Genomic DNA, 20,292 nt, shown 5'->3' with positions numbered 1-20,292 from the left:
GGCATCCATAACCCCACCAGCCTCTTCGGTCGGTGGGTTTCGTCAGGCCAGGAACTTGCCCGCCGGCCCCAGAACGCCCAGGTCGATGTAGCGCGAGCCTACGTACGGCGCCTGGCCGCTGTAGTCCACCACAAAGCCGCCCATGTCCCAGTTGCGGATGCCGGCCAGGGCGCTGCGCAACTTGGCGCGCGTGGGGTCGTTGCCAGCACGCTCCAGACCTTCGGCCAGCACGCGCATGTTGACGTAGCCCTCCAGGCTGCCCAGGTTGAAATCGTTCTGGCCGCGCGCCTTCATGGCCGCCTGGTAGTCGCGCACCACGGCCGTCTTGCCCTTGTTCGGGTCGGGCATGACCATGGTGACGGCCAGGCCGCCACCGGCGTCGCCCAGCTGGCGGAAACCTTCGCTGGTCAGAGTGGCGCTGACGCCCGCCATCAGCACACCTGGCAGGGTCTTTTTCAGGCCGCGCACCAGCGGTACGGTGGCCGAGCCGGCCGTGGCCAGCAGCACAGCGGCCGGGCGGGCGTTGCCCACCTGGCCCAGGACGGCGTCCAGGTTCTTGCCGTCGGTGGACAGCGCGGCCTGCACCGTGGCCTTGCCCCCGGCTGCGGCCAGCGCGCGGTTGGCATCCTCCAGCAGCTCGCGGCCGTAGGGGTTGTCCAGAAAGACCACGCCGATGTCCTTGACGCCCATGCCCACCAGGCGTTGCACCAGGCGCTGCACTTCATCGGTGTAGCTGGCGCGCACGTGGAAGACGTTGCGGGCATTCTTGCGCAGCGAGGAGGCGCCGGTGAGCGGCGCCACATAGGGCATGCCCGCTTCTTCCACCACGGGCAGGATGGCGGTGTTGTTGGGGGTGCCCACGCACGAAAGCAGCGCAAAGGCCGAGCCCTGGCCGATCATCTGTTTGACGTTGTCGATGGTGCGCTGGGGCACGTAGCCGTCGTCCACCATGTGCAGTTGCAGGGCGCGGCCGTTCACGCCGCCGCGTGCGTTGATCTGGGCGATGGCGGCCTCGGCGCCCTGGCGCAGGTCGGTGCCAAAGCCGGCCAGCGGGCCGCTGAGGGCGGCCGAGCAGCCGATGGTCAGCGACTTGCCACTGATGCCGCCCTCCTGGGCAAGGGCATTGCGCACAAAGGCGGGGGCCGCAAGGGCAGTGGCGGCGTAAGAGACAAACTGGCGACGTTGCACGGAAAAGGCTCCGGATATAAAGGGGGGTGTGGGGTGGCCCGGGTCGGCACGCCTGCGCTGCGGCCAAGGGCCGGGGCGGCGCCCGACATTCGGGTAAACCCTGGATTTTGATGACATTTACATGACAGCGGTAGAGGCCGCTCTCCATAACCCATGCCAATCTGGAAAAAACCCATCTCCCTGGAACTGCTCAACCAGACCAATGACCGCACAGCGGCCACCCACCTGGGCATCGAAATCACCGAAGTCGGCGACGACTTCCTGCGCGGGCGTGTGCCCGTGGACGAGCGCACGCGCCAGCCGTTCGGCATCCTGCACGGTGGGGTGAGCGTGGTGCTGGCCGAGACGCTGGGCTCGATCGGTGCCTTCTACGCCTGCCCCGAGGGCCACCGCGGCGTGGGGCTGGACATCAACGCCAACCACATCCGCGCTGCCAGCAGCGGCTGGGTGACGGGCACGGCGCGCGCCGTGCACATCGGGCGCACCACGCAGGTGTGGCAGATCGACATGGTCAACGATGCGGGGGAGCTGACCTGTGTCTCGCGCATCACCATGGCGATCCTGGCGCCGAGATAAGAAGCAACCCCCTGTGGCGCTGCGCGCCCTCCCCCTTCTCTCGCCCCGCTGCGCGGGTCGGGAAGGGGGACGCCACCAGCGCGGCGGGGCGGCCCTTGCGCGGTGGCTCTGGTTGGGGGGAGCACGCCCTGCTTCAGGGATGGTGCGCGGGTTTTGATGGAATTGGGCTCTAGCGCCCGCCCATCAAGCGCTGATAGCTATTGTTTTTATAGCATTATTCGCTGTCGGTGTCTGCGCTGCGCGCCAGGCGCTCGCTCTTCCAGTACACGTCGTCGCCGCCGTCCATGCGGTTGAGCACGCGCGCAAGCACGAACATCAGGTCCGACAGGCGGTTGAGGTAGTGGCGCGGCGCCTCGCGCACGGCCTCCTGCGCGCCCAGGGCCACCACGGCGCGTTCGGCGCGGCGCGCCACGGTGCGGCAAACATGGGCCTGCGCGGCAGCGCGTGTGCCAGCGGGCAGGATGAACTCCTGCAGGCGCGGCAGCTGGGCGTTGTGTTCCTGCAGGGCTTCGTCCAGCTGCAGCACCGCCGATTCCTGCAGCAGCGCAAACCCCGGAATCGACAGCTCGCCCCCCAGGTTGAACAGCTGGTGCTGCACGTCGATGAGCAGCTCGCGCACGCCGCCGGGCAAGGGTTCGCACAGCAGCAGACCGATGTGTGAGTTGAGCTCGTCCACATCACCCATGGCCGCGATGCGCGGGTGGAATTTGGGCACGCGCGTGTTGTCGCCCAGGCCGGTGCTGCCGTCGTCGCCGGTACGCGTGGCGATCTGTGTGAGTCGTTTGCCCATGGTGTCTGTGGTGTCTGGATTTGCCTGGCCCCGGATTGTGCGCCAGCGGCAATACCCCTGTCTGCGTCGCAGCCCACACGCTTTTTTACGCGGCGCACCCAAATGTTGGTGCAGGCAACAGCAGGCAAAAGTGCTGGATCACTGCGCCTTGTTGCAGTGCAATGAAGGCCTGTTCCACTTTTGCAAAGGATGACCTCCATGCACTCCATGACCCAACGACGCCCCCATGCCCCCGTGTCGGCACAGCGCACGCTGCACGCCTTTGACCTGCGCAGTGTGATGCTGCTGACCGCCCTGACCCTGGGCGGCTCCCCGGCACTGTACGCACAGACGGCACCTGCCCCCAAGCCCTCCATCACCCTCAACCAAAGCGCGGGCAACGCCCCGAAGCCCGTACCGGGCGCGGGAGCGGAGACTGCGCAATCCTCCGCCGCCAGTGCCGCGTTTGACCGGGCGGACGCCAACGCCGATGGCAAGCTCAGCCCCCAGGAAGCGCAGCAGCTGCCTGCCATCGGCAACCGCTTCGAGCAGCTCGACAGCAACCGCGACGGCTTCCTCTCACGCCCGGAGTTCGAGGCGGGCGCTCGCTCCTGATGCCCCTGGGCACAGCCTGACAAAGGCATGACGGCCGGTGGTCCGGCCAGGGGGGCGGTGGTATTCTGGAACGGCCTTTTTTCGGAGACCACCCATGCACGCCAGCGCCCCCCCTTCGCAAGCCCCTGTCACCGAGCGTCCTGCGCCCCAGGCCTTGCTCGATGCGCTGGCGCAGCGCTTTGGTGCACAGTATTCCTGCGCCCTGGCCGTGCGCGAGCAGCATGGGCGCGACGAGGGCTCCATCCAGGCCCCACCGCCTGCCGCCGTGGTCTTTGCCGAGAGTACGCGGGACGTGCAGGACGCTGTGCGCCTGGCCGCGCAGCACAACGTGCCGGTCATTCCGTACGCCGCCGGCTCGTCGCTCGAAGGCCACCTGCTGGCCGTGCAGGGCGGCATCAGCATCGACGTGAACCGCATGAACCGGGTGCTGAGCGTGAACGCCGAGGACCTGACGGTGACGGTGCAGCCCGGCATCACGCGCAAGCAGCTCAACGACAGCATCAAGGACACGGGCCTGTTCTTTCCCATCGACCCCGGCGCCGACGCCAGCATCGGCGGCATGGCCGCCACGCGCGCCAGCGGCACCAACGCCGTGCGCTACGGCACCATGCGCGAGAACGTGCTCGCGCTGGAGGTGGTGACGGCCAGCGGAGACGCCATCCGCACCGGCACGCGCGCCAAGAAGAGCAGCGCGGGCTACGACCTCACGCGCCTGATGGTGGGCAGCGAAGGCACGCTGGGCATCATGACCGAGCTGACCATCCGGCTCTACCCGCTGCCCGAGGCCATCTCGGCGGCTGTGTGCTCCTTCCCCTCGGTGGGCGACGCGGTGCGCTGCACCATCCAGATCATCCAGCTCGGCGTGCCGATCGCGCGCGTGGAGCTGATCGACGCCAACACCGTGCGCGCCGTGAACGCACATTCCAAGCTCAGCCTGCGCGAGGAGCCCATGCTGCTGATGGAATTCCACGGCTCCCCCGCCAGCGTGAAGGAACAGGCCGAGACCGTGCAGGACCTCGCGGCCGAACACGGCGGCAATGCCTTTGAATGGGCCAGCACGCCCGAAGAGCGCACGCGCCTGTGGAGCGCGCGCCACATGGCCTATTTCGCGGGCCTGCAGACACGCCCGGGCTGCACCGCCATCACCACCGACGCCTGCGTACCGATCTCGCAGCTGGCCACCGCCGTGCTCGACAGCGTGCAGGAAGCCGAGGCCAGCGGCATCCCCTACTTCATGGTCGGCCACGTGGGCGACGGCAACTTCCACATGGGCTACCTGATCGACCCGGCCAGTTCGGAGGAACGCGCCCAGGCCGAGCAGCTCAACCACCAGCTCGTCGCACGCGCGCTGCGCCTGGGCGGCACCTGCACGGGTGAGCACGGCGTGGGCATCCACAAGATGGGCTTTTTGCGGGAGGAAGCTGGCGATGGCGCGGTGGACATGATGCGCGCCATCAAGCAGGCGCTGGACCCGAAGAACATCCTCAATCCGGGCAAGATCTTCGTGCTCTGACCTCTGCCCATGCGCTATTTACTTGATAGCATCAGATGCCCGTTGTTATTGAGCTCCAGCCGAATTTTGCAAAAATTCGGCTGGACGATCCATCAGCTGCCAAACAGCTTGTTCGCCGTCTCCGCCACCAAACGGCCCTGGTAGCGGGCGCCGTCGAGCTCGATGGCGCTGGGCTGTCGCTGGCCCTGTCCGCCGGCGATGGTGGTGGCGCCGTAGGGGCTGCCGCCGACCACTTCGTCGAGCGTCATCTGACCCTGGAAACTGTAGGGCAGGCCCACGATGACCATGCCGAAGTGCATCAGGTTGGTAATGATGGAAAACAGCGTCACTTCCTGGCCGCCGTGCTGCGTGGCCGTGGAGGTGAAGGCCGCGCCCACCTTGCCATTGAGCGCACCGCGCGCCCACAGGCCGCCGGCCTGGTCGAGAAAGCTGGCCATCTGCGAGGGCATGCGGCCAAAGCGGGTGGGGGCGCCGACGATGATGGCGTCGTAGTGCTCCAGCTCGGCCACGGTGGCCACGGGCGCGGCCTGGTCGAGCTTGAAATGGGCATTCTTGGCAATGTCGTGCGGCACCGTCTCAGGCACGCGCTTGACATCCACCGAGGCGCCCGTGGAGCGCGCGCCTTCGGCCACCGCCTGCGCCATGGTCTCCAGATGGCCGTAGGTCGAGTAATACAGAACGAGGACTTTGGACATATGCGAGCCTCCATGAGGTGAACGCCTGCAGAACGGCAGGCACGCTGGCGGGAGGGACGTTCTTCCGGGGCCCGCCGATCTACGGTGCGTAGACCTCGGCCATCGTATTCCGATTGCCGGTTTCGTGCAGGGCTTTCGCGGCCTCGCGCCGGACCATCGCCGAGAGCGCGCGCACATGGTCGTCCTCGATGCCCAGCAGGTCGAGTTGCTCGTCCAGCTGGTCGAGGTAGGCGCGGTTGCTGCCGATGCTGCCGCAGGCGCTGGCAATGATGGCCGCCGTGTCTTCCAGCGAAAGCTCGCCACGGTACTGCGGGTGGGCGGTGTTGGCCGTGAGCACCAGCGCCTCGATGCGGCCCTGCGGCGTGTCCAGCGGCAACAGGGCCGGGCAGTAGCCGCCGCGGATCATCTCGCGCCGCCACAGCAGGCGCGACTCCGCCTCCACCAACGTGTGGTGGATACGGAACGCCAGGCCATGGCATACGCCCGCACAAGGCAGCAGCGTCAGCACCAGGCCTGGGCAATTGGTCGTGCCACGCCCAATCGTGGTGGCCAAGGCAAAGCGGCGCGCAAAGCCGTCGAGACTTGCCCGGCGCACTTCCTGGAAGTGGATGCCGGGGTTCCACATCAGCGAGCCGTAGCCAAAGACCCAGAGGTCTTCGCCGCCGATGTCGGCCAGTACGGCCTGGCGCGAGCGCTCGACGTCTGCATCGGGTAGTCGCCAATCGTCGGGCAAGCCCTGCGCACGCGCCTGCGCATCCCAGGCAGCCAGCACCTCATCGGTCAGGCGCAACCCCGAAGCCTCGGGTGGCGTGATGCGCCCCTCCAGCTCTGGCAGGTGCATGAAGGCTTGCGGGGTCATGGGGCTCTATGGCGAATGGCGACGCGGGATGTGCGACTGACGATCAGCTGCGGTCGCCAATGGCGATCTGGCGCAGGCGTGCCGCCTGTACGGCCTGGGCCTGGACGCTGGCGCGCTCCACGATGGACGGTGCCGCGTTCGATTCGACGGCAACGAAGTTCTTGAACTGCGTGACCGCCTGGGCCGCTTCGGCCTGCACTTCGGCACGGCTGCGGGTGGACTGGACGCGGGCTTCGAAATCAGCGCCATACAGTTCGCTGGCCTGGGCGCCCAGGGCGGTGAAAGCAGCGGCGGCGGCGACGGAGAGGATGCGGACGGTGGAGTTCATGGTGGTTTCCTTGAAGAGTGAGGGGAGTGAAATCAATCAACGGTGGTGGAGGCGGTGGGTTGTGTCGTCTTCACCATGGACTCAACTGTAAATTGCATCCAATGATAGATAAATAGGCTATTGAAGCACTCACTGTTCCAAAAATAATCACAATACAAGAATGCCACGCGTTGCCGTGCCACCTTTCCCAGGCCTGCGGAAGACAGGCTGAAGCCCCGTGCCCTGGCCAGAATTTGCCGTCAGGCAGCCTGCGCCTGGCGCCGCGCCAGCCCGCCCCCCACCAGCGCCGCCGACACCACGCCCAGCGCCAGCGTGAGCGCCGCGCCATGAAAGATGCCACCCGTCAGCCCCCGGTCGAGCATCGCCCCGAACACCGGTGCCGCCAGTGCAAAGCCCAGATCCAGCCCCGAATACACCGTGCCATAGACGCGGCCCGTAGCGCCGGGCGGTGCAGCGCGCTTGATGAGCATGTCGCGCGACGGACCGGCCAGGCCCGTGCCCAGGCCCGCCAACGACGCCAGGGCCAGGGCAACCATGCTGGGCAAGGCACCGCTGCCCACCAGCACCAGCAGCACCGCCGACGCCATGAGGCAGATACCGATGATCTTTTCCAGCCGCTGCACGCGGCCCACCAGGAAGCCGCCCACCACCATGCCCGCCGCGCCGCACAGCATGTAGCCCGTAACGACCAAGGCCGTGGCGCTGAGCGGCAGGCCGTACATCTGCTGCAGCGCGGGGCTGGCAAAGCTCTGGATGGCACTCAGGGCGCAGGTGCTCCAGAAGAAGAACGAGAAGCACAGCCACACCGAGGGCAGGCGCAGGAAGGCCATGGGGTGCTCGGCCGGGGCGCCAGCGCCGCCCTGGGCCTGGTGCGCCCAGGCGCCCTGGCGGTCGTCGATGGCGTCGCGCTGCCACAGCACCAGCGCCAGCACGCTGCCCGCGAGCACGGCCGCCGCCAGTGCCGCCGTGCGCCACGACCCGGTGGCCGTGGCAATGCCCGCCAGGAACACCGGCGCCGCCGCCCAGCCCAGGTTGCCGCTGATGCCATGCACCGAGAAGCCATGCCCCAGCCGCTGGGGCGAAACGCGCTTGTTCAGGATAGTGAAGTCCACCGGGTGAAAGGGCGCGTTGCCCAGCCCGGCCAGTGCCGCCGCGAGCATGAGCCCGGTGTAGCCCTGGGCGAACCCGGCCGCCAGCGCCGCCAGCGTGAAGCAGCACAGCGCGAGGAACAGCACCGGGCGCGCACCCACGCGGTCCACCACAAAGCCCGCGAGCGCCTGCCCCACGCCGGAGATGACGAAGAACACCGACACCAGCAGCCCCAACTCGGAATAGCTCAGGTGGAACTCCTGGATCAGCCAGGGGAACAGCGGCGGCAGCAGCATGTGGAAGAAATGCGAGGTGCCGTGCGCCAGGCCAATGAGGCCGATGGTGCGCGCGTCCTTGCGCAGGGGGGTGGGGGCATTCGTGCCCGCGGTGGTCGTGGTCATGGCAGGCATCTTAGGCAGGAGACATGCGGCGCGTTTACGATAGTCTGCCAATTTCTATCGCCAATATGCCAAACCGTCCCGATGTCCCCACCAGCGACATGCCCCCGCGCCCGGGGCGGGCGCTGTCCTACGTGGGCTCGCTCACGCCCCACCTGTTCGTGCCCAGCCGCGAGCGCCCCGTGCGCGCCAAGGCGCGCCAGCTCGCCGCCGACACGCAGGTGATGCCGCACAGCCACCCCTGGGCGCAGGTGGCCATCTCGACCACGGGCGTGATCCGCCTCACGGTGGACCGCGGCACCTACATCGTGCCGCCCTCGCGCGCGCTGTGGATTCCGCCGGGCGTGGAGCACGCCGTGACCATGGTCGAATCAGCCGACCTGCGCACGCTGTACTTCCACCAGCCGCGCGGGCGCTGTGGCCCCGGCGCCCTGGGGGGTGGCAGCGCCGACCGCGCCGAGCAGGCCGCCTGGCGCCAGTGCCGGGTGCTGGAGGTGTCCGAGCTGCTGCGCGCCCTGGTGCGCGAGATGCCCACGGCAGCCCACGACGGCCCGCCGCTGTCGAGTGCCGACCTGCTGCGCGAACGCCACCTCAGCGCGCTGATCCGCGACGAACTGGCCCGCGCCAACGCCGTGAAGCTGGGCGTGGACCTGCCACGCGACAAGCGCCTGCGCCACCTCTGCGAGGCCGTGCTGGCCGACCCCACGCGCCACGAAACCCTGGCCGCCTGGGCCCGCGACACGGGCGCCAGCCCGCGCACCGTGGCGCGCCTGTTCCGCCAGGAACTGGGCAGCACCTTCACGCAGTGGCGCCAGCAGGTGGTACTGGCCAAGGCGGTGTCGCTGGCCGCCGGGCGCCGGCCCATGGGACAGATCGCCGCCGAGCTGGGCTACAGCCCCAGCGCCTTCAGCGCCATGGTACGCCGGGCCCTCGGGCAACCGCCCGGGCGCTTTCTGGGTCAGCAGCGCCCGCCGGCCTGACGCGGGGTGCCGCGTTGACTTGTATCAATGCAACCGAGGGCCATTCGAGCAGAATAACCACAATTATTTTGTGTGTTTATGCCCAAGGAGTCCCCATGAAAGCGCTGACGGATCTTTTCTCGACCGACTACGGACTGATGAGCATCATTGGCATCGGCATGATGATCGCGGGTATCCTGAGTTTCGTGGTCGTGGTCCGACGCAAGATGAACGAGGTTCCAGGCCCCGACCAGAAGAAGTGACCCCCGGGGCCCGGCCAGGATGCCGCCCGCCCCCTATCGGCGCGCGGCTCTTGCTGCAGGCACCATCGGTACTGCCGCAGGAGACGGACATGCCCCACGACATTGATTTCCACAGCTACGCCCCGCGCCAGGGACACGGCCTGCCGCACGATCCGTTCAACGCCATCGTGGGCCCGCGCCCCATTGGCTGGATCTCGACCTGCGACGCTGCGGGCCGACTGAATCTGGCGCCCTACAGCTTTTTCAACGCCTTCAACTACGTGCCACCCATCGTCGGCTTTGCCAGCATCGGACGCAAGGACACGCTGCGCAATATCGAAGAAACGGGCGAGTTCGTCTGGAATCTGGCCACCCGGGATCTGGCGGAGGCCATGAACCTGAGCTGCGCCGCGGTCGCGCCCGAGGTCAGCGAATTCGACCTCACGGGCCTCACGCCCCGACCATCCCTCAGCGTGCGCCCACCGCGCGTGCAGGAAAGCCCTGTCTGCTTCGAGTGTCGCCGCACACAGATCCTGCAACTCGAAGGCGCGGATGGGCGGACGGTACCCACCTGGCTGGTGCTCGGCGAGGTGGTGCAGGTACACATCGCCCAGCATCTGCTCAAGGACGGCGTGTACGACACCGCCGGTGCGGGCCACATCCTGCGTGCGGGGGGACCGGCGGACTACTTTTCCATCGGGCCGGAGCAGTTGTTCCGCATGGCGCGCCCCGCGTAGGTGCCATGGGCGATCTTCTGCCCTAAGAGCCCGAAGGGTTGCCCCGCAAAAGCAGCGTCTGCGGCGTTGCAAATCCTCGCCGGGCCACCTGCTCTAGCGACCCAACGGTGCGCAAAGGCCTGCAGCGGGCTCCCGGGCCCACTGCTCCAGCCAGGCCCACACCTGCTGGAGACCATCCCGCCCTGGCGCCTGCAGGCCATGGTCGGCGCCAGGCAGTGCCCGTGCGCAGTAGGGTGCCGCCCTGCCCTGGGCCTGGCGTGCGAAACGCTCGTAGGCCTGTGCAGGTACCAGGGCGTCCTCGGTGCCCCAGACCTGCAGCAGCGGCCAGGGGTTGGCCAGCAGCGGCGCCTGCACAGGCCAGTGCCAGAGGTCGCGCCAGTAGCGCAAGCTGCGGCCCTGGTGCAGGCTGGCATCGGGTGCGTCACTGGCCTGGGCCTGCGCCAGCCCTTCCAAAGCGGCCTGCGCACCCAGGCGTTGCGCCTGCAGCGTGAGCGCTTCGCGCGGGTCCAGCCCACTGGCCCCCAGCAATATCAGCCCCGCCAGACGCGGCACCTGCGGGGCCAGGTGGGGCAGCAACTCTGCACCTTCAGACACTCCCACCAGCACGGTAGGCAGCCCATCCTGAGCCACGCCAGCGTGCCAGGCCTGCAAGGCGGCCTGTGCGTGGGCGCGCCAGGCCGCATGCGCATCGGTCTGCACGAAGGCTGGCGGGCATTGACCGGGTGCGGTACGGCCCATGGGGTGCACACCCGGCTTGTGCAGCACCAGCACCTGGGCGTGCAGCAGCCCGGCAAAGTAGCGGTCGGCAAACGGCCCCAGGCCCGCACAGCCCGAGCCGGGCACCACCACCACGCGGTAGCGCAGCGGCGGCGCCCGCGCGGGGCGCTCCAGCGCCTGCAGGGTGACACCGCCCTGCCCCGGCAAAGGCCGCAGAATGAAAGCGCTGGCAGACGCCTGCGGCGACGGCGCCGACGGATGCTCCGCCTTGCCCAGCGTTGCCGGGCCGCAGGCGCACAACAGGCCCGCACCCAGCAAAAAGGCCAGCACACGGCTGGCCTGCAGGGCAATGGGCCAGTGCCGCGAAGGCCCCCGGCGCACCAGTGCCATGGTCAACGCAGGATGATGACCTGCTCTTGCGGCTGCGGCGCCACCGGCTGGGGCTGCGGATAGGGCTGCCCCCCCTGCATGGGCGGCGGCTCGGGGCGCACGCCGCGCGAAAGGTTGGCGTCGGTGTAGCCCAGTTGCTGGGTGAGCTGCTGGTACACGTCCTGTGCCAGGCTCACCGAGGTTTCCTTCATCACCTTGGCGCGGTTGGGCGGGGCGATGTCGCCACGCACCGAGAGGATCTTGGTGTCGTTGCCCGCGCCCTGGGCCGAGAAGGCGGCCTTGATCTCGTAGGTCTTGGTGTTGATGAGCGAGAAGTCGGCCAGCAACTGCAGGCCGTACTGGCGCGTGGCGCTGGTGGTGCCCTGCAGCGGCGAGAGTGCGTCGGTGAAGTCGATGCTGGAGATCACGCCAAAGAGCACATAGTCAGCGCCCTTGAACTCACCCTTCTGGATGCGCGTGATGATGGCCTTCACATCGGGCTGGCGCACAGGTTGGGCCATCTTGCCGCCCTGCACCTGGTTGAGCACCTGCTCGGCCTTGCTGGGCTGGGGCGCACCGCCGTCAAAACCACGCCCCTGCACCAGCTTGAAGTACGTGCCCTGCAGCAGGGCACCCTTGATGTCGTTGGTGTAGCCGTGCAGTTCGCGCTGCTCGATGTAGCTGTAGCGCCCGGCCACGAAGGTGCCGCTGGCCTGCTCCGACGCCTGCATGGACTGCTGGCCCGAGTGCGAGCCCGAGCCACCATAGGGGCCGTGGCTGTAGCCGCCGCTGTGGCTGCCCTGCGCACTCATCTGGCTGCTGCGTTGGTACTGGCCCGCCATGAAGTACTCGGACACGCGTTCCGAATACGCCAGGTCGGTCACGGCGATGCGGGGCGCCGCGCCACCCTGCTGGGCGTGCGCTGGCAGGCCCCAGGTGAAGGCCGTGGCAGCCAGCACGGACAGGGCCGCGGTGAGGGTGGTTCTGCGTTGCATGGTGTGGTCCTTCGGTCAGCGGCTGCTGGTTTTGCGGATTTCTTTTTCGTCCTGCCATTCGATGGTGCCTTCCTGCACGTCGAACAGCTTGAGCGTGAACTTGTAGAACACATCCTTGGTGCTGGCGCTTTGCTTGACGATGCTGGTGAGCTCGCCCTCCAGGCTGTACTTGGCCGCCGTCATCTGGCCCACCTTGGCGGTGGTGTTCTGCTTGTACAGGCCGCTCTGGTTCTGGCGCTGCAACTCATCGACCCCAGCCTGCATCTCGTTGATGGAGCGGGTGAAGCGCACCTTGCCCGACTTGACCAGCGTGGTCTGGATGGAGTTCATCACGTTGGTGGTGTCGATGTACTCGCTGGTCTTGTTCTTGACGGTGGAGATGGTCACCGTGGGGCGGCCCTGGAAAATGCCGGTTTCCAGCAGGCTGCCGGTCATCTTCTCGGCAATCATCTGCAGGTCGGTGGAGCCGAATTCGTTGGTCACGAGCTCCACGCCCTTGGCATCACCGTAGTTGACCTGGCGATCGAAGCGGATCACGGGGGACGAGAGGTTCTGGCAGCCAGCCAGGGTGAGCGTGCCAGCGGCCAGGGCCAGCAGCAGGGCTTTGCGTTTCAAGTGGGGCATGGTGTGGTTCCTCCAGAGAGGCGGCTCAGCGCCGCTCGACATTCATTTCAATGCGGAAATCCGTGGCAGCACTGTGCGGCGCCACGCTCTTGATGGTCTGCTGGCCCAGGCCCAGCACACCCAGTTGCTTCCAGGACTCGCCATCGCCGACCTGGTTGCCGACCTGGTCCAGCCACTTGAAGCGGTAGAACACGGTGCGGTCGCCGCGCGCCATGTTGGCCAGGTCCGCCTGCACCACGAGCACGTCGTTCTTGCGCACGATGCGGATCTCGCGCACGGCGATGTCATTGGCCTCACCGCGCAGTGCCACCTTGGAGGCCACGGCGATGGGCGTTGCGGGGTCGTGCTGCTGCGCCTGCGCGCCCCCCGCGAGGGCAAAGGCGGCCATGCAGAGCACGGCCAGGGTTTTGCGATGGGTCATAGGGTGATCCTTCGATATGGGTGAGGGTGTTACTGCACCGCAGGCTTCGGGGCCGCTGCCTTGGGCGCCACCGGCTTGCTGGTGGTGCGCGTGCTGCGGGTGGTGGTCTTGGTGCGGGTTTCGGTGACTGCAGCGGCGGCGGGTTGCGGCTCAGGGGCAGCGGCCACGGCAGGCAATTGGCCCAGGCTGGCCACTTTGCCGGTGATCACGCTGTTGTGATAAATGCGCAGCGGCACCAGGGCGTACTGGCCATCGATGCGGATCGGCTCTTCAAGCATGCGGCCATTGATGCTGATGCGGTGCTCCCCCGGCGGCAGGTAGCCACGGGCCACGTACACACGCCCAGGCAACATGCGCCACATGCGGTCATCGGCCTGCTCGGTGGCCACGGTGGCGGCAGCCGCAATCAGGCCGCCCAACAGTCCACCGCGCTTTTGCATTTCGTTCTGCAGCACACCCTTGGCAACGGCGCGCGTCATGCCGCGCAGCACCATGCCGGGCATCTCGTCCTTGAGGGCGCGGCGGGCCATCACGTTCACATCCACCACCTTCTCCAGCTTGAAGTCATAGCCCGCAGCCGACAGGTTGCTGAGCAGGGGGTCGTTGGAAGGCTCGATGACCGGGTAGGACACGCTCACTGCCACCACGCCGCTGCCCGTGGGCACCGGCAGGGTGAAGGCCTTGGGCTTGCGCGCCGGGGCATCCCCCGCCTCGACGAGGAACAGCACGTCGGTCATGCGCTGGCGGCGCTTCCAGGTAAAGCTGGTGCGGGTATCGAGACCGCGCAGGCCTTCTTCAAGCACGCCGGTGTTGGGCTTGAGCTCGATGGCCTTGCGGTAGCCAGGCGCGGCCAGGCCCGATTCGCCCAGCACCTCGTACAGGAAACCAGCCAGGTAGTGCGACAGCGCGTTGGAGTAGCCGTTCTTCAGCTCCAGCACCTCGGGGTCGTTGAGCGTCTCGACGGGGTAGCCGTTGATTTCCTTGCTGCCCGAGGTGGCGCCCTTGGACTTGGCTTCCTCCTCGGCGGCCACCGTTTCCTTGGCGCGGAACTCGGCAATCACGGCCTCGCGCTCGTGGGTGCGCTTGACGTCCACACGGGCGTTCTCGAAGTCGCCCTGGGCAATGCGGTTGAGTGCCAGGCGCGTGGTGAGCCAGACCTTCTCATAGTCCTGCCCCTCATAGACCTTCAGGCGCTCGCTCACCAGCGCTGCGCCCACGGTGCCCAGCAGCTTTTGCGGGTTGGTCTTGGCGGTTTCTTCCCATTCCTTGACCTTGGTGTCGGCCAGCAGGAAGGCGCTGGTGCTGTCGTCGTAACGGCGGTCCATGCGCAGCAGTTCGCCGCGCTCCATGTTGTAGAGCAGCGCGGCCTTCTCTTCCGGCGTGGTGGCCGAAGCTTCGAGCTTGGCCAGGGCCGCAGGAATGCCCGCGCTCTGCCCGGCGGTCTGCATGTCGGTGGCGAGCTTGTCGTGGCTGGCCATGTTGGCGCAGCCCGTCAGGGCTGCCGTCACCAGCAGGGCGCCCCACAGGCGCGGTGTGGAAGAAAGGGGCCAGAATTTCATGCTTGTCCTTGCTTTGGGTGGTCACTCCCCTCGGGGCTCCTGGCGCGTGCATGCACCAGGCAAGGAACACCGTGGCGCTGTCTGCCCTCCCGCAGGGATACGACGCCATGTACGGCCATGGTCCTTGGGCTTCCCCTCCATGGGTTTCTTTGTGTGGATAGCCGGCAGCAAATGTAGCAAAGGCAAGCCTTTGTTTCTGAGCCTGCCACCGCAGCGCAACATGGTTTGTGTAAGAAGCTGTGTGCACGCATGGTGTCAATCTGCCTTCTCAGGAATGCGGTACATCCACACCACGCGCCCACCGGGCAGGCGCAACTGTGCCTGGGGCAGCAGGCCGGGCGCGGCGAATTCCAGGCTCACCAACCAGGCGCCCGGTGCCAGTTCGGCCAAGGCCTTGCCTGCGGCACGGGGCATGGTTTCGGGCCGCTGAAACAGGTACACCAGCGCATAGCCCGACCAGTCGCTCTCCCACATGTCAGCGCGACGCACGCGCGCCCAGGGACAGCGCAACCCGCACAGCAGGCGCAGCGGCCAGCTCCACTCCACGCCCTCCAACTGCGCTTGCGGATAGGCACGGCGCAGCGCCATCAGCCCGTCGCCCAGACCACATCCGGCGTCGAGCACACGCGCACCGGGCGCCAGAGGAATCTGCCTTGCCAGGCCCTGCAGCGCGGCATGCGGCGTGGGGAACACGGGTGCATCGCGCCAGGCATTGAGCGGATAGACGGCCAACAACAGCAACAACGGCACCAGCCAGGCCCACGCGGGGATGCTGGCCCAGCCTGTCAGCGCCAGCGCCAGCGGAAAGCCCGCCGCAATCAGCCCGCGACGCCACCAATTGCTGCCCAGCACGCTGGCCACCGCCGCCAACGCACAGGCCAGCAGCAAGGCCCACACCGGCGCGATGACACGCTGCAGGCTGGCGAACAGCAGCCAGGCGCTCCCCCACGTCAACAAGGCGGGCAGGGGCCAGGGAATACGAGAAGTCCAGTTCATCGCCTTATCGGTCCAGTGCGGATCTGCGCACAGCCCACGGCCCCAGGGTTGGCACGGCCCAGGCCAGCGGCCACCGCGCAAGGGCCGCCCCGCCGCGCTGGTGGCGTCCCCCTTCCCCGCATCGCGCAGCGAGGCGAGAGAGAAGGGGGAAGGCGCGCAGCGCCACAGGGGTTTGCTGCTTCATTCTTCAGCGGCCAAAGACGCCCCGCAGCACATTGATGGGGTTCACAGGGTTGGCAGGTTGCGCTCCCGCGCCACCCTCCTCGCGCTCGGCTGGCTCCGCCATGTCGCTGCGATCCACGCCATGCATGGCACCACCGCCCTGCTCCTCACCCAGCATGGCCATGGTGTGCGCCTTGACGCGCACCCGCACGGACCACTCCGGCTCCCAGGGCGCCTTGGGATCGGCCGGGCGCGGCGGGTGCACGATGTGGCTCTCGCCGCCGTAGGCCATCATGCGCAGCATGGGGGTGGATTCGCGGCCGGCGCCAGCGGCGAAGATGCCCTTCGGGATGGCGCACTGCGTGGCATCGGCCGGCAGCAGCACGCGTTCTTTCACCCAACGGTCGATGGTGGCGTTGGGCAGGTAGTCGAACAGGCCCATACCGGTGTCGGGCGTCTCGGCGCTGGACCACATCACCATGTCGTCGCCGTTCTGCGACATCGCATGCAGGTAGTAGGCGCGCGCGTTGCGCACCGGCTCCCAATTCGTGCCCATGCTGTCCTGCGGCTTGCCGCTGGTGCGCAGGGCGATGGCGGGCATGAGGTCCTGCGCGCTGCCCAGCGTGAACTTCATCGAGGCGGGCACGCCCTCGCCCCGGATCTGGTGCTCGCCCACGAGCGAGCTGTCGCGCGAGAGCTGCACCTGGTTGCGCTCGTTCGGGTACAGCGCGTGCGAAGGGCCGACGCGCGCCCCCCGGTCGGGCACGGCGCGGCCCGCAAAGGCCACGGCAAAGTCGGTGGGCTTGGCGCGCGCCAGGTCGATCACGCGCGGTTGGCCCGCGCGCACCTCGCTACCGCAACCCCAATAGATCAGGATGCGGCCCTTGGGCTTGTGCTGTTCGTATTCCTGCGGCACCTCGCCGGGTTCCGACGGCGAGGTGGGCTGGGCCTTGGGTGGCAGCAGCGGCAGGCTCTCGCCCACGCGCATGCCCGCAGGTATGGCCTGGCTGGCTTCCACGCCCGGGCGCAGGCTGTTGTGCAGGGCGATGTCGATTACGCGCGGCGGCATGATGCCCATGGTGCGCGCCATGCCGTAATGCGTGTTGCCGCCCGCTCCCGCCGCACGGCCGCCGCCCATCATGCCCATGAGCCCACCGCCCATGGGCATGTCCATCTCGGGCATGCCGGCCATGCTGCCGGTGGACAGGTCGATCCACAACTGCGTCTTGGGGGTTTTGGCGGTCTGGGCCTGGGCGGCAAGGCCCAGCAGACACAGGCCGGCGGCCAGCACAGTGGGGCGGACGAAAGCGCGGAGGGGGGTCATGGCAGCTCCAGTGCGAGAAATCAAAACACCCGCGCGAGACAGCGCCCCATGGAGGCCGCTCAGGCAGGTATGAGCTGCGCAGTGTAGGCCTGCGCCGACATTTTTTCACCCTGGATGCCGCACGCCGCCGCGCCGGGCGTGCGCAATGTCACGCGCGGCGTGGCCGCCGCGCTGCGGAGACTCAGTGCCCGCGCAAGCGCTCGATCAGCCCGTTGAGCGCGTCGAGCGAGCCGAACTGGATGGCCAGCTCGCCCACGTCCTCCATGCGGCCGGCGCGCTTGACGCGCTTCTTCACGCGCACCTCCACCTCGGCCATGAGCAGGTCGGACAACTCCTCTTCCACGCGCTTGATGTCGCGCGATTTTTCCTTCTTGGGCTTTTGCGGAACGAGGCTGAACTCGGCGCCGATCTTCTTGACCAGCGCTTCGGCCTCGCGCACCGAGAGCTTCTTGGCCGCGATCTGGTTGCCCGCCGTGATCTGCGCCGCGCGGTCGAGCGCCAGCAGCGCGCGCGCATGGCCCATATCGATGTCGCCCGCCATCAGCATGGTCTGCACCGGCTCGGCCAGGTTCAAGAGGCGCAGCAGGTTGCTGGCCGCACTGCGCGAGCGGCCCACGGCCTGCGCGGCCTGCTCGTGCGTGAGGCCGAACTCGCGCACCAGGCGCTGCAGGCCCTGCGCTTCTTCCAGCGGGTTGAGGTCTTCGCGCTGGATGTTCTCGATGAGGGCCATGGCGGCGGCGGCCTCGTTGGGCACCTCGCGCACCAGCACCGGCACCACTTCCAGCCCAGCCAGGCGCGCGGCACGAAAACGGCGCTCACCAGCAATGATTTCGTACTTGCCCGCGTGGGCACCCTCGGCCAGGCGGCGCACCAGGATGGGCTGCATGATGCCCTGGGCCTTGATGCTCTCGGCCAGTTCGTACAGCGCGCCCTCGTCCATGCGCGTGCGCGGCTGGTACATGCCGGGCACCATGTCGTCCAGGCGCAGGCTGCTGGGAAGCCCCGCATCGGCGGCCTGCGCCTGCTCTGCTGCTTCGGCCACTTTGGGGCCCAGCAGCGCTTCCAGTCCTCGGCCGAGGCCCTTGGGTTTTTTGGTAACCATGTTGTTGTTCAGTCTTTCAAGAGGGATTGCAGCAGTTCCATGCCTTCGGCCCAGTCGCCCAGGCCAGATTCCGCATTGATGTGCCCACGCTCGCCCGCGTCGATGAAGCGTGCTCCCCAGTCGCTGGCCAAGGCCTGGGCGCGCTCGAAGCGGCAGTAGGGGTCGTTGCGGCTGCCCACCAGCACGGCGGGGAACGGCAGGCGCTGGCGCGCGATGGGTGCCCAGCCGGGAATCCAGGCGGCGACGTCAGCCTGCTCCACATCGCCCGGGGCCACCAGCAGCGCGCCGCGCACCTTGGCCGTGTGGCGTGAATGTGCGGCCCACCAGGCGGTGAGGATGCAGCCCAGGCTGTGGGCGGCCAGCACCACGGGTGCGGGGCTGTCGGCCACCACTTCGTCCAGGCGCGCGGACCAGTCGCCGCGCAGTGGACGCATCCAGTCGTGTTGCTCGACGCGCTGGTAGCCGTGCAGGCGCTCCCACTCGGTCTGCCAGTGGCCGGGGCCGGAGTTCTGCCAGCCGGGCAGCAACAATACCTGGGGGGGTTGCATGCTATGAATTCAATAGCTATTGGCGCTTGTCCATCAAGCGCCAGAGGCCGATTTGGCTTGAACCTTGGGCGCCCCCATGCGCTGCACGCGGGCCACCATTTCCTGGGCAAACTCCACGAAGGCCTGGCTGCCCTTGGCCGAGGGGTCGAACACCACACCGGGCAGGCCGTAGCTGGGCGCTTCGGCCAGGCGCACGTTGCGCGGGATCACGGTGTCGAACACCTTGTCGCCGAAGTGGTCCTTGAGCTGCTCGCTCACCTGCTGCTGCAGCGTGATGCGCGGGTCGAACATCACGCGCAGCAAGCCGATGATCTGCAGATCGGCATTGAGGTTGGCATGTACCTGCTTGATGGTGTTGACCAGGTCGGTCAGCCCTTCGAGCGCGAAGTACTCGCACTGCATGGGCACGATGACACCGTGCGCGCTGCACAGGCCGTTGAGCGTGAGCATGCTCAGGGACGGTGGGCAGTCGATGAGCACAAAGTCGTAGTCGGCATCGGCCTGCGCGAGCGCGGCCTTGAGGCGCTTGTCGCGCTGCTCCAGCGCCACCAGTTCCACCTCGGCACCGGCCAGTTCACGGTTGGCGCCCAGCACCCAGTAGCCGCACTTGTCGGACAACACGGCCGCCTCTTTCACCGAGGCGGATTCGAGCAGCACGTCGTACACCGACAGCTCCAGGGCGCGCTTGTCCACGCCCGAGCCCATGGTGGCATTGCCCTGCGGGTCCAGATCCACCATCAGCACGCGCTGGCCGATCTTGGCCAGCCCGGCGGCCAGATTGACCGTGGTGGTGGTCTTGCCGACGCCGCCCTTCTGGTTGGCCACACAAAAGATCTTCGCCATGGGAGAGTTGCCTTATTTGGAAATTGCCAGCTTGACGCCAAAACCGATGAGGAACACACCCGCCAGCTTCTCCAACACGCGGGCAATGGTGGGGTTGGCGCGCATGCGCTCGGCCAGATGGTGCGTGAGCAGCACCACGACCAGGCCGTACAGAAAGGTGAGCAGCGCAATGGTGGCCGCCATTACACCGAAGGTCAGCATGCCCTGGTGGCGCGCCGGGTCCACAAACAGCGGGAAGAACGCCATGTAGAACACGATGGCCTTGGGGTTGAGCAGCGTGATGAGGGCCGCTTGCTTGAAGTAGTGGCGCGGCTCGATGTGCAGCACCGGCGCAGCACCGGGCTTGGCCGTCAGCATCCTGAACCCCAGCCAAGCCAGGTAGGCTGCGCCCAGCCACTGCACCGCATGGAATGCCGCCGGGTACGCCACCAGCAGGGCCGCCACACCGGCCACCGCCGCCCACATCAGCACCTGGTCGCCCGCGATCACGCCCAGCGTGGCCGCCAGACCACCCCGCACCCCGCCCTTGCTGGTGGAGGTAATGAGCGCCAGATTGCCCGGCCCGGGAATGGCCAGAAACAACACGATGGCGGCCACGAAGGCGCCGTAGTCTGCAATACCGAACATGTGGGTTCCTCTGGGGGGAGCTGGATAGGCCGCACAG

General features: G+C 67.7%; 23 protein-coding genes. 6 read left to right on the top strand and 17 right to left on the bottom strand.

Annotation, left to right across the window (positions count from 1 at the left end):
• Positions 1–42 precede the first annotated feature (42 nt).
• Positions 43–1,188, bottom strand: a complete 1,146-nt coding sequence (locus tag MJ602_RS01795) for an ABC transporter substrate-binding protein (protein WP_243019150.1) — start codon at positions 1,186–1,188, stop codon at positions 43–45.
• A 153-nt stretch (positions 1,189–1,341) separates the two neighbouring features.
• Here MJ602_RS01795 and MJ602_RS01790 point away from each other — a divergent pair, with 153 nt between their 5' ends.
• Positions 1,342–1,764, top strand: coding sequence for a hotdog fold thioesterase (locus MJ602_RS01790; protein WP_243019149.1), 423 nt, complete (start codon positions 1,342–1,344; stop codon positions 1,762–1,764).
• A 214-nt stretch (positions 1,765–1,978) separates the two neighbouring features.
• Here the strand turns inward: MJ602_RS01790 and MJ602_RS01785 are convergent, their stop codons facing one another.
• Positions 1,979–2,554, bottom strand: coding sequence for a cob(I)yrinic acid a,c-diamide adenosyltransferase (locus MJ602_RS01785; RefSeq protein WP_162017815.1), 576 nt, complete (start codon positions 2,552–2,554; stop codon positions 1,979–1,981).
• 207 nt (positions 2,555–2,761) lie between these two features.
• Here MJ602_RS01785 and MJ602_RS01780 point away from each other — a divergent pair, with 207 nt between their 5' ends.
• Entirely contained in the window at positions 2,762–3,148 is a 387-nt protein-coding gene (locus MJ602_RS01780) for an EF-hand domain-containing protein (RefSeq protein WP_162017816.1), read from the top strand.
• 94 nt (positions 3,149–3,242) lie between these two features.
• On the top strand, positions 3,243–4,661 hold the full coding sequence (locus MJ602_RS01775; RefSeq protein ID WP_243019148.1) for an FAD-binding oxidoreductase: 1,419 nt from the start codon (positions 3,243–3,245) through the stop codon (positions 4,659–4,661).
• A 92-nt stretch (positions 4,662–4,753) separates the two neighbouring features.
• Here the strand turns inward: MJ602_RS01775 and wrbA are convergent, their stop codons facing one another.
• The 4 genes from wrbA to MJ602_RS01755 form a co-directional block, all read right to left on the bottom strand.
• Positions 4,754–5,356: an NAD(P)H:quinone oxidoreductase gene (gene wrbA / locus MJ602_RS01770; RefSeq protein WP_162017818.1), complete on the bottom strand. Its 603-nt coding sequence runs from the start codon at positions 5,354–5,356 to the stop codon at positions 4,754–4,756.
• Positions 5,357–5,435: 79 nt separating this feature from the next.
• Positions 5,436–6,215, bottom strand: a complete 780-nt coding sequence (locus MJ602_RS01765; RefSeq protein WP_243019147.1) for a gamma-glutamylcyclotransferase — start codon at positions 6,213–6,215, stop codon at positions 5,436–5,438.
• A gap of 43 nt (positions 6,216–6,258) precedes the next feature.
• Positions 6,259–6,543, bottom strand: coding sequence for a DUF4148 domain-containing protein (locus tag MJ602_RS01760; protein WP_243019146.1), 285 nt, complete (start codon positions 6,541–6,543; stop codon positions 6,259–6,261).
• A gap of 239 nt (positions 6,544–6,782) precedes the next feature.
• Positions 6,783–8,033 (bottom strand): MFS transporter, encoded by a 1,251-nt coding sequence (locus tag MJ602_RS01755; protein ID WP_243019145.1) that lies wholly within the window; start codon positions 8,031–8,033, stop codon positions 6,783–6,785.
• Between the two features lie 65 nt (positions 8,034–8,098).
• Between MJ602_RS01755 and MJ602_RS01750 the strand changes: the two genes are divergently transcribed.
• The 3 genes from MJ602_RS01750 to MJ602_RS01740 all read left to right on the top strand — a co-directional run bounded on the left by MJ602_RS01750 (position 8,099) and on the right by MJ602_RS01740 (position 9,968).
• Positions 8,099–9,010 (top strand): AraC family transcriptional regulator, encoded by a 912-nt coding sequence (locus MJ602_RS01750; RefSeq protein ID WP_243019144.1) that lies wholly within the window; start codon positions 8,099–8,101, stop codon positions 9,008–9,010.
• 95 nt (positions 9,011–9,105) lie between these two features.
• A complete protein-coding gene (locus MJ602_RS01745; RefSeq protein WP_162017823.1) occupies positions 9,106–9,252 on the top strand; it encodes a DUF3149 domain-containing protein in 147 nt (48 codons plus the stop codon).
• A gap of 89 nt (positions 9,253–9,341) precedes the next feature.
• The gene (locus MJ602_RS01740) at positions 9,342–9,968 is read left to right on the top strand and encodes a flavin reductase family protein (protein WP_243019143.1); all 627 of its coding nucleotides are present in this window, start codon (positions 9,342–9,344) and stop codon (positions 9,966–9,968) included.
• 93 nt (positions 9,969–10,061) lie between these two features.
• On the opposite strand, the gene MJ602_RS01735 is transcribed toward MJ602_RS01740, so the two are convergent.
• The 11 genes from MJ602_RS01735 to MJ602_RS01685 form a co-directional block, all read right to left on the bottom strand.
• Entirely contained in the window at positions 10,062–11,075 is a 1,014-nt protein-coding gene (locus MJ602_RS01735; protein WP_243019142.1) for a S9 family peptidase, read from the bottom strand.
• Between the two features lie 2 nt (positions 11,076–11,077).
• Positions 11,078–12,049 (bottom strand): hypothetical protein, encoded by a 972-nt coding sequence (locus tag MJ602_RS01730; RefSeq protein WP_162017826.1) that lies wholly within the window; start codon positions 12,047–12,049, stop codon positions 11,078–11,080.
• A 15-nt stretch (positions 12,050–12,064) separates the two neighbouring features.
• Positions 12,065–12,673 (bottom strand): penicillin-binding protein activator LpoB, encoded by a 609-nt coding sequence (gene lpoB / locus MJ602_RS01725; RefSeq protein WP_243019141.1) that lies wholly within the window; start codon positions 12,671–12,673, stop codon positions 12,065–12,067.
• A 25-nt stretch (positions 12,674–12,698) separates the two neighbouring features.
• A complete protein-coding gene (locus MJ602_RS01720) occupies positions 12,699–13,094 on the bottom strand; it encodes a YcfL family putative periplasmic lipoprotein (protein WP_162017828.1) in 396 nt (131 codons plus the stop codon).
• Positions 13,095–13,123: 29 nt separating this feature from the next.
• Positions 13,124–14,653, bottom strand: coding sequence for a COG3014 family protein (locus tag MJ602_RS01715; RefSeq protein ID WP_243019140.1), 1,530 nt, complete (start codon positions 14,651–14,653; stop codon positions 13,124–13,126).
• Positions 14,654–14,908: 255 nt separating this feature from the next.
• Positions 14,909–15,649: a class I SAM-dependent methyltransferase gene (locus MJ602_RS01710; RefSeq protein ID WP_243019139.1), complete on the bottom strand. Its 741-nt coding sequence runs from the start codon at positions 15,647–15,649 to the stop codon at positions 14,909–14,911.
• A gap of 187 nt (positions 15,650–15,836) precedes the next feature.
• Positions 15,837–17,135: a hypothetical protein gene (locus MJ602_RS01705; RefSeq protein ID WP_243019138.1), complete on the bottom strand. Its 1,299-nt coding sequence runs from the start codon at positions 17,133–17,135 to the stop codon at positions 15,837–15,839.
• 181 nt (positions 17,136–17,316) lie between these two features.
• Complete coding sequence (locus MJ602_RS01700; RefSeq protein ID WP_162017832.1) at positions 17,317–18,237, bottom strand: ParB/RepB/Spo0J family partition protein; 921 nt, start codon at positions 18,235–18,237, stop codon at positions 17,317–17,319.
• An 8-nt stretch (positions 18,238–18,245) separates the two neighbouring features.
• Complete coding sequence (locus tag MJ602_RS01695) at positions 18,246–18,785, bottom strand: RBBP9/YdeN family alpha/beta hydrolase (protein ID WP_243019137.1); 540 nt, start codon at positions 18,783–18,785, stop codon at positions 18,246–18,248.
• A 33-nt stretch (positions 18,786–18,818) separates the two neighbouring features.
• A complete protein-coding gene (locus tag MJ602_RS01690; RefSeq protein ID WP_243019136.1) occupies positions 18,819–19,628 on the bottom strand; it encodes a ParA family protein in 810 nt (269 codons plus the stop codon).
• Positions 19,629–19,640: 12 nt separating this feature from the next.
• Entirely contained in the window at positions 19,641–20,255 is a 615-nt protein-coding gene (locus MJ602_RS01685; RefSeq protein WP_243019135.1) for a LysE family transporter, read from the bottom strand.
• Positions 20,256–20,292: the final 37 nt, after the last annotated feature.

The organism is Simplicispira sedimenti (assembly GCF_022760965.1).
Classification (GTDB): domain Bacteria; phylum Pseudomonadota; class Gammaproteobacteria; order Burkholderiales; family Burkholderiaceae_C; genus Simplicispira; species Simplicispira sedimenti.
Note: the sequence above shows the minus strand (reverse complement) of the source record. Positions and strands in the feature narration are given on the sequence as shown.

Excerpts from the sequence above, each read along its gene's own strand:
- MJ602_RS01790 (WP_243019149.1), top strand. The coding sequence starts at position 1,342 with ATGCCAATCTGGAAAAAACCCATCTCCCTGGAACTGCTCAACCAGACC.
- MJ602_RS01785 (WP_162017815.1), bottom strand. The coding sequence starts at position 2,554 with ATGGGCAAACGACTCACACAGATCGCCACGCGTACCGGCGACGACGGC.
- MJ602_RS01780 (WP_162017816.1), top strand. The coding sequence starts at position 2,762 with ATGACCCAACGACGCCCCCATGCCCCCGTGTCGGCACAGCGCACGCTG.
- MJ602_RS01775 (WP_243019148.1), top strand. The coding sequence starts at position 3,243 with ATGCACGCCAGCGCCCCCCCTTCGCAAGCCCCTGTCACCGAGCGTCCT.
- wrbA (WP_162017818.1), bottom strand. The coding sequence starts at position 5,356 with ATGTCCAAAGTCCTCGTTCTGTATTACTCGACCTACGGCCATCTGGAG.
- MJ602_RS01765 (WP_243019147.1), bottom strand. The coding sequence starts at position 6,215 with ATGACCCCGCAAGCCTTCATGCACCTGCCAGAGCTGGAGGGGCGCATC.
- MJ602_RS01760 (WP_243019146.1), bottom strand. The coding sequence starts at position 6,543 with ATGAACTCCACCGTCCGCATCCTCTCCGTCGCCGCCGCCGCTGCTTTC.
- MJ602_RS01755 (WP_243019145.1), bottom strand. The coding sequence starts at position 8,033 with ATGACCACGACCACCGCGGGCACGAATGCCCCCACCCCCCTGCGCAAG.
- MJ602_RS01750 (WP_243019144.1), top strand. The coding sequence starts at position 8,099 with ATGCCAAACCGTCCCGATGTCCCCACCAGCGACATGCCCCCGCGCCCG.
- MJ602_RS01745 (WP_162017823.1), top strand. The coding sequence starts at position 9,106 with ATGAAAGCGCTGACGGATCTTTTCTCGACCGACTACGGACTGATGAGC.
- MJ602_RS01740 (WP_243019143.1), top strand. The coding sequence starts at position 9,342 with ATGCCCCACGACATTGATTTCCACAGCTACGCCCCGCGCCAGGGACAC.
- MJ602_RS01735 (WP_243019142.1), bottom strand. The coding sequence starts at position 11,075 with ATGGCACTGGTGCGCCGGGGGCCTTCGCGGCACTGGCCCATTGCCCTG.
- MJ602_RS01730 (WP_162017826.1), bottom strand. The coding sequence starts at position 12,049 with ATGCAACGCAGAACCACCCTCACCGCGGCCCTGTCCGTGCTGGCTGCC.
- lpoB (WP_243019141.1), bottom strand. The coding sequence starts at position 12,673 with ATGCCCCACTTGAAACGCAAAGCCCTGCTGCTGGCCCTGGCCGCTGGC.
- MJ602_RS01720 (WP_162017828.1), bottom strand. The coding sequence starts at position 13,094 with ATGACCCATCGCAAAACCCTGGCCGTGCTCTGCATGGCCGCCTTTGCC.
- MJ602_RS01715 (WP_243019140.1), bottom strand. The coding sequence starts at position 14,653 with ATGAAATTCTGGCCCCTTTCTTCCACACCGCGCCTGTGGGGCGCCCTG.
- MJ602_RS01710 (WP_243019139.1), bottom strand. The coding sequence starts at position 15,649 with ATGAACTGGACTTCTCGTATTCCCTGGCCCCTGCCCGCCTTGTTGACG.
- MJ602_RS01705 (WP_243019138.1), bottom strand. The coding sequence starts at position 17,135 with ATGACCCCCCTCCGCGCTTTCGTCCGCCCCACTGTGCTGGCCGCCGGC.
- MJ602_RS01700 (WP_162017832.1), bottom strand. The coding sequence starts at position 18,237 with ATGGTTACCAAAAAACCCAAGGGCCTCGGCCGAGGACTGGAAGCGCTG.
- MJ602_RS01695 (WP_243019137.1), bottom strand. The coding sequence starts at position 18,785 with ATGCAACCCCCCCAGGTATTGTTGCTGCCCGGCTGGCAGAACTCCGGC.
- MJ602_RS01690 (WP_243019136.1), bottom strand. The coding sequence starts at position 19,628 with ATGGCGAAGATCTTTTGTGTGGCCAACCAGAAGGGCGGCGTCGGCAAG.
- MJ602_RS01685 (WP_243019135.1), bottom strand. The coding sequence starts at position 20,255 with ATGTTCGGTATTGCAGACTACGGCGCCTTCGTGGCCGCCATCGTGTTG.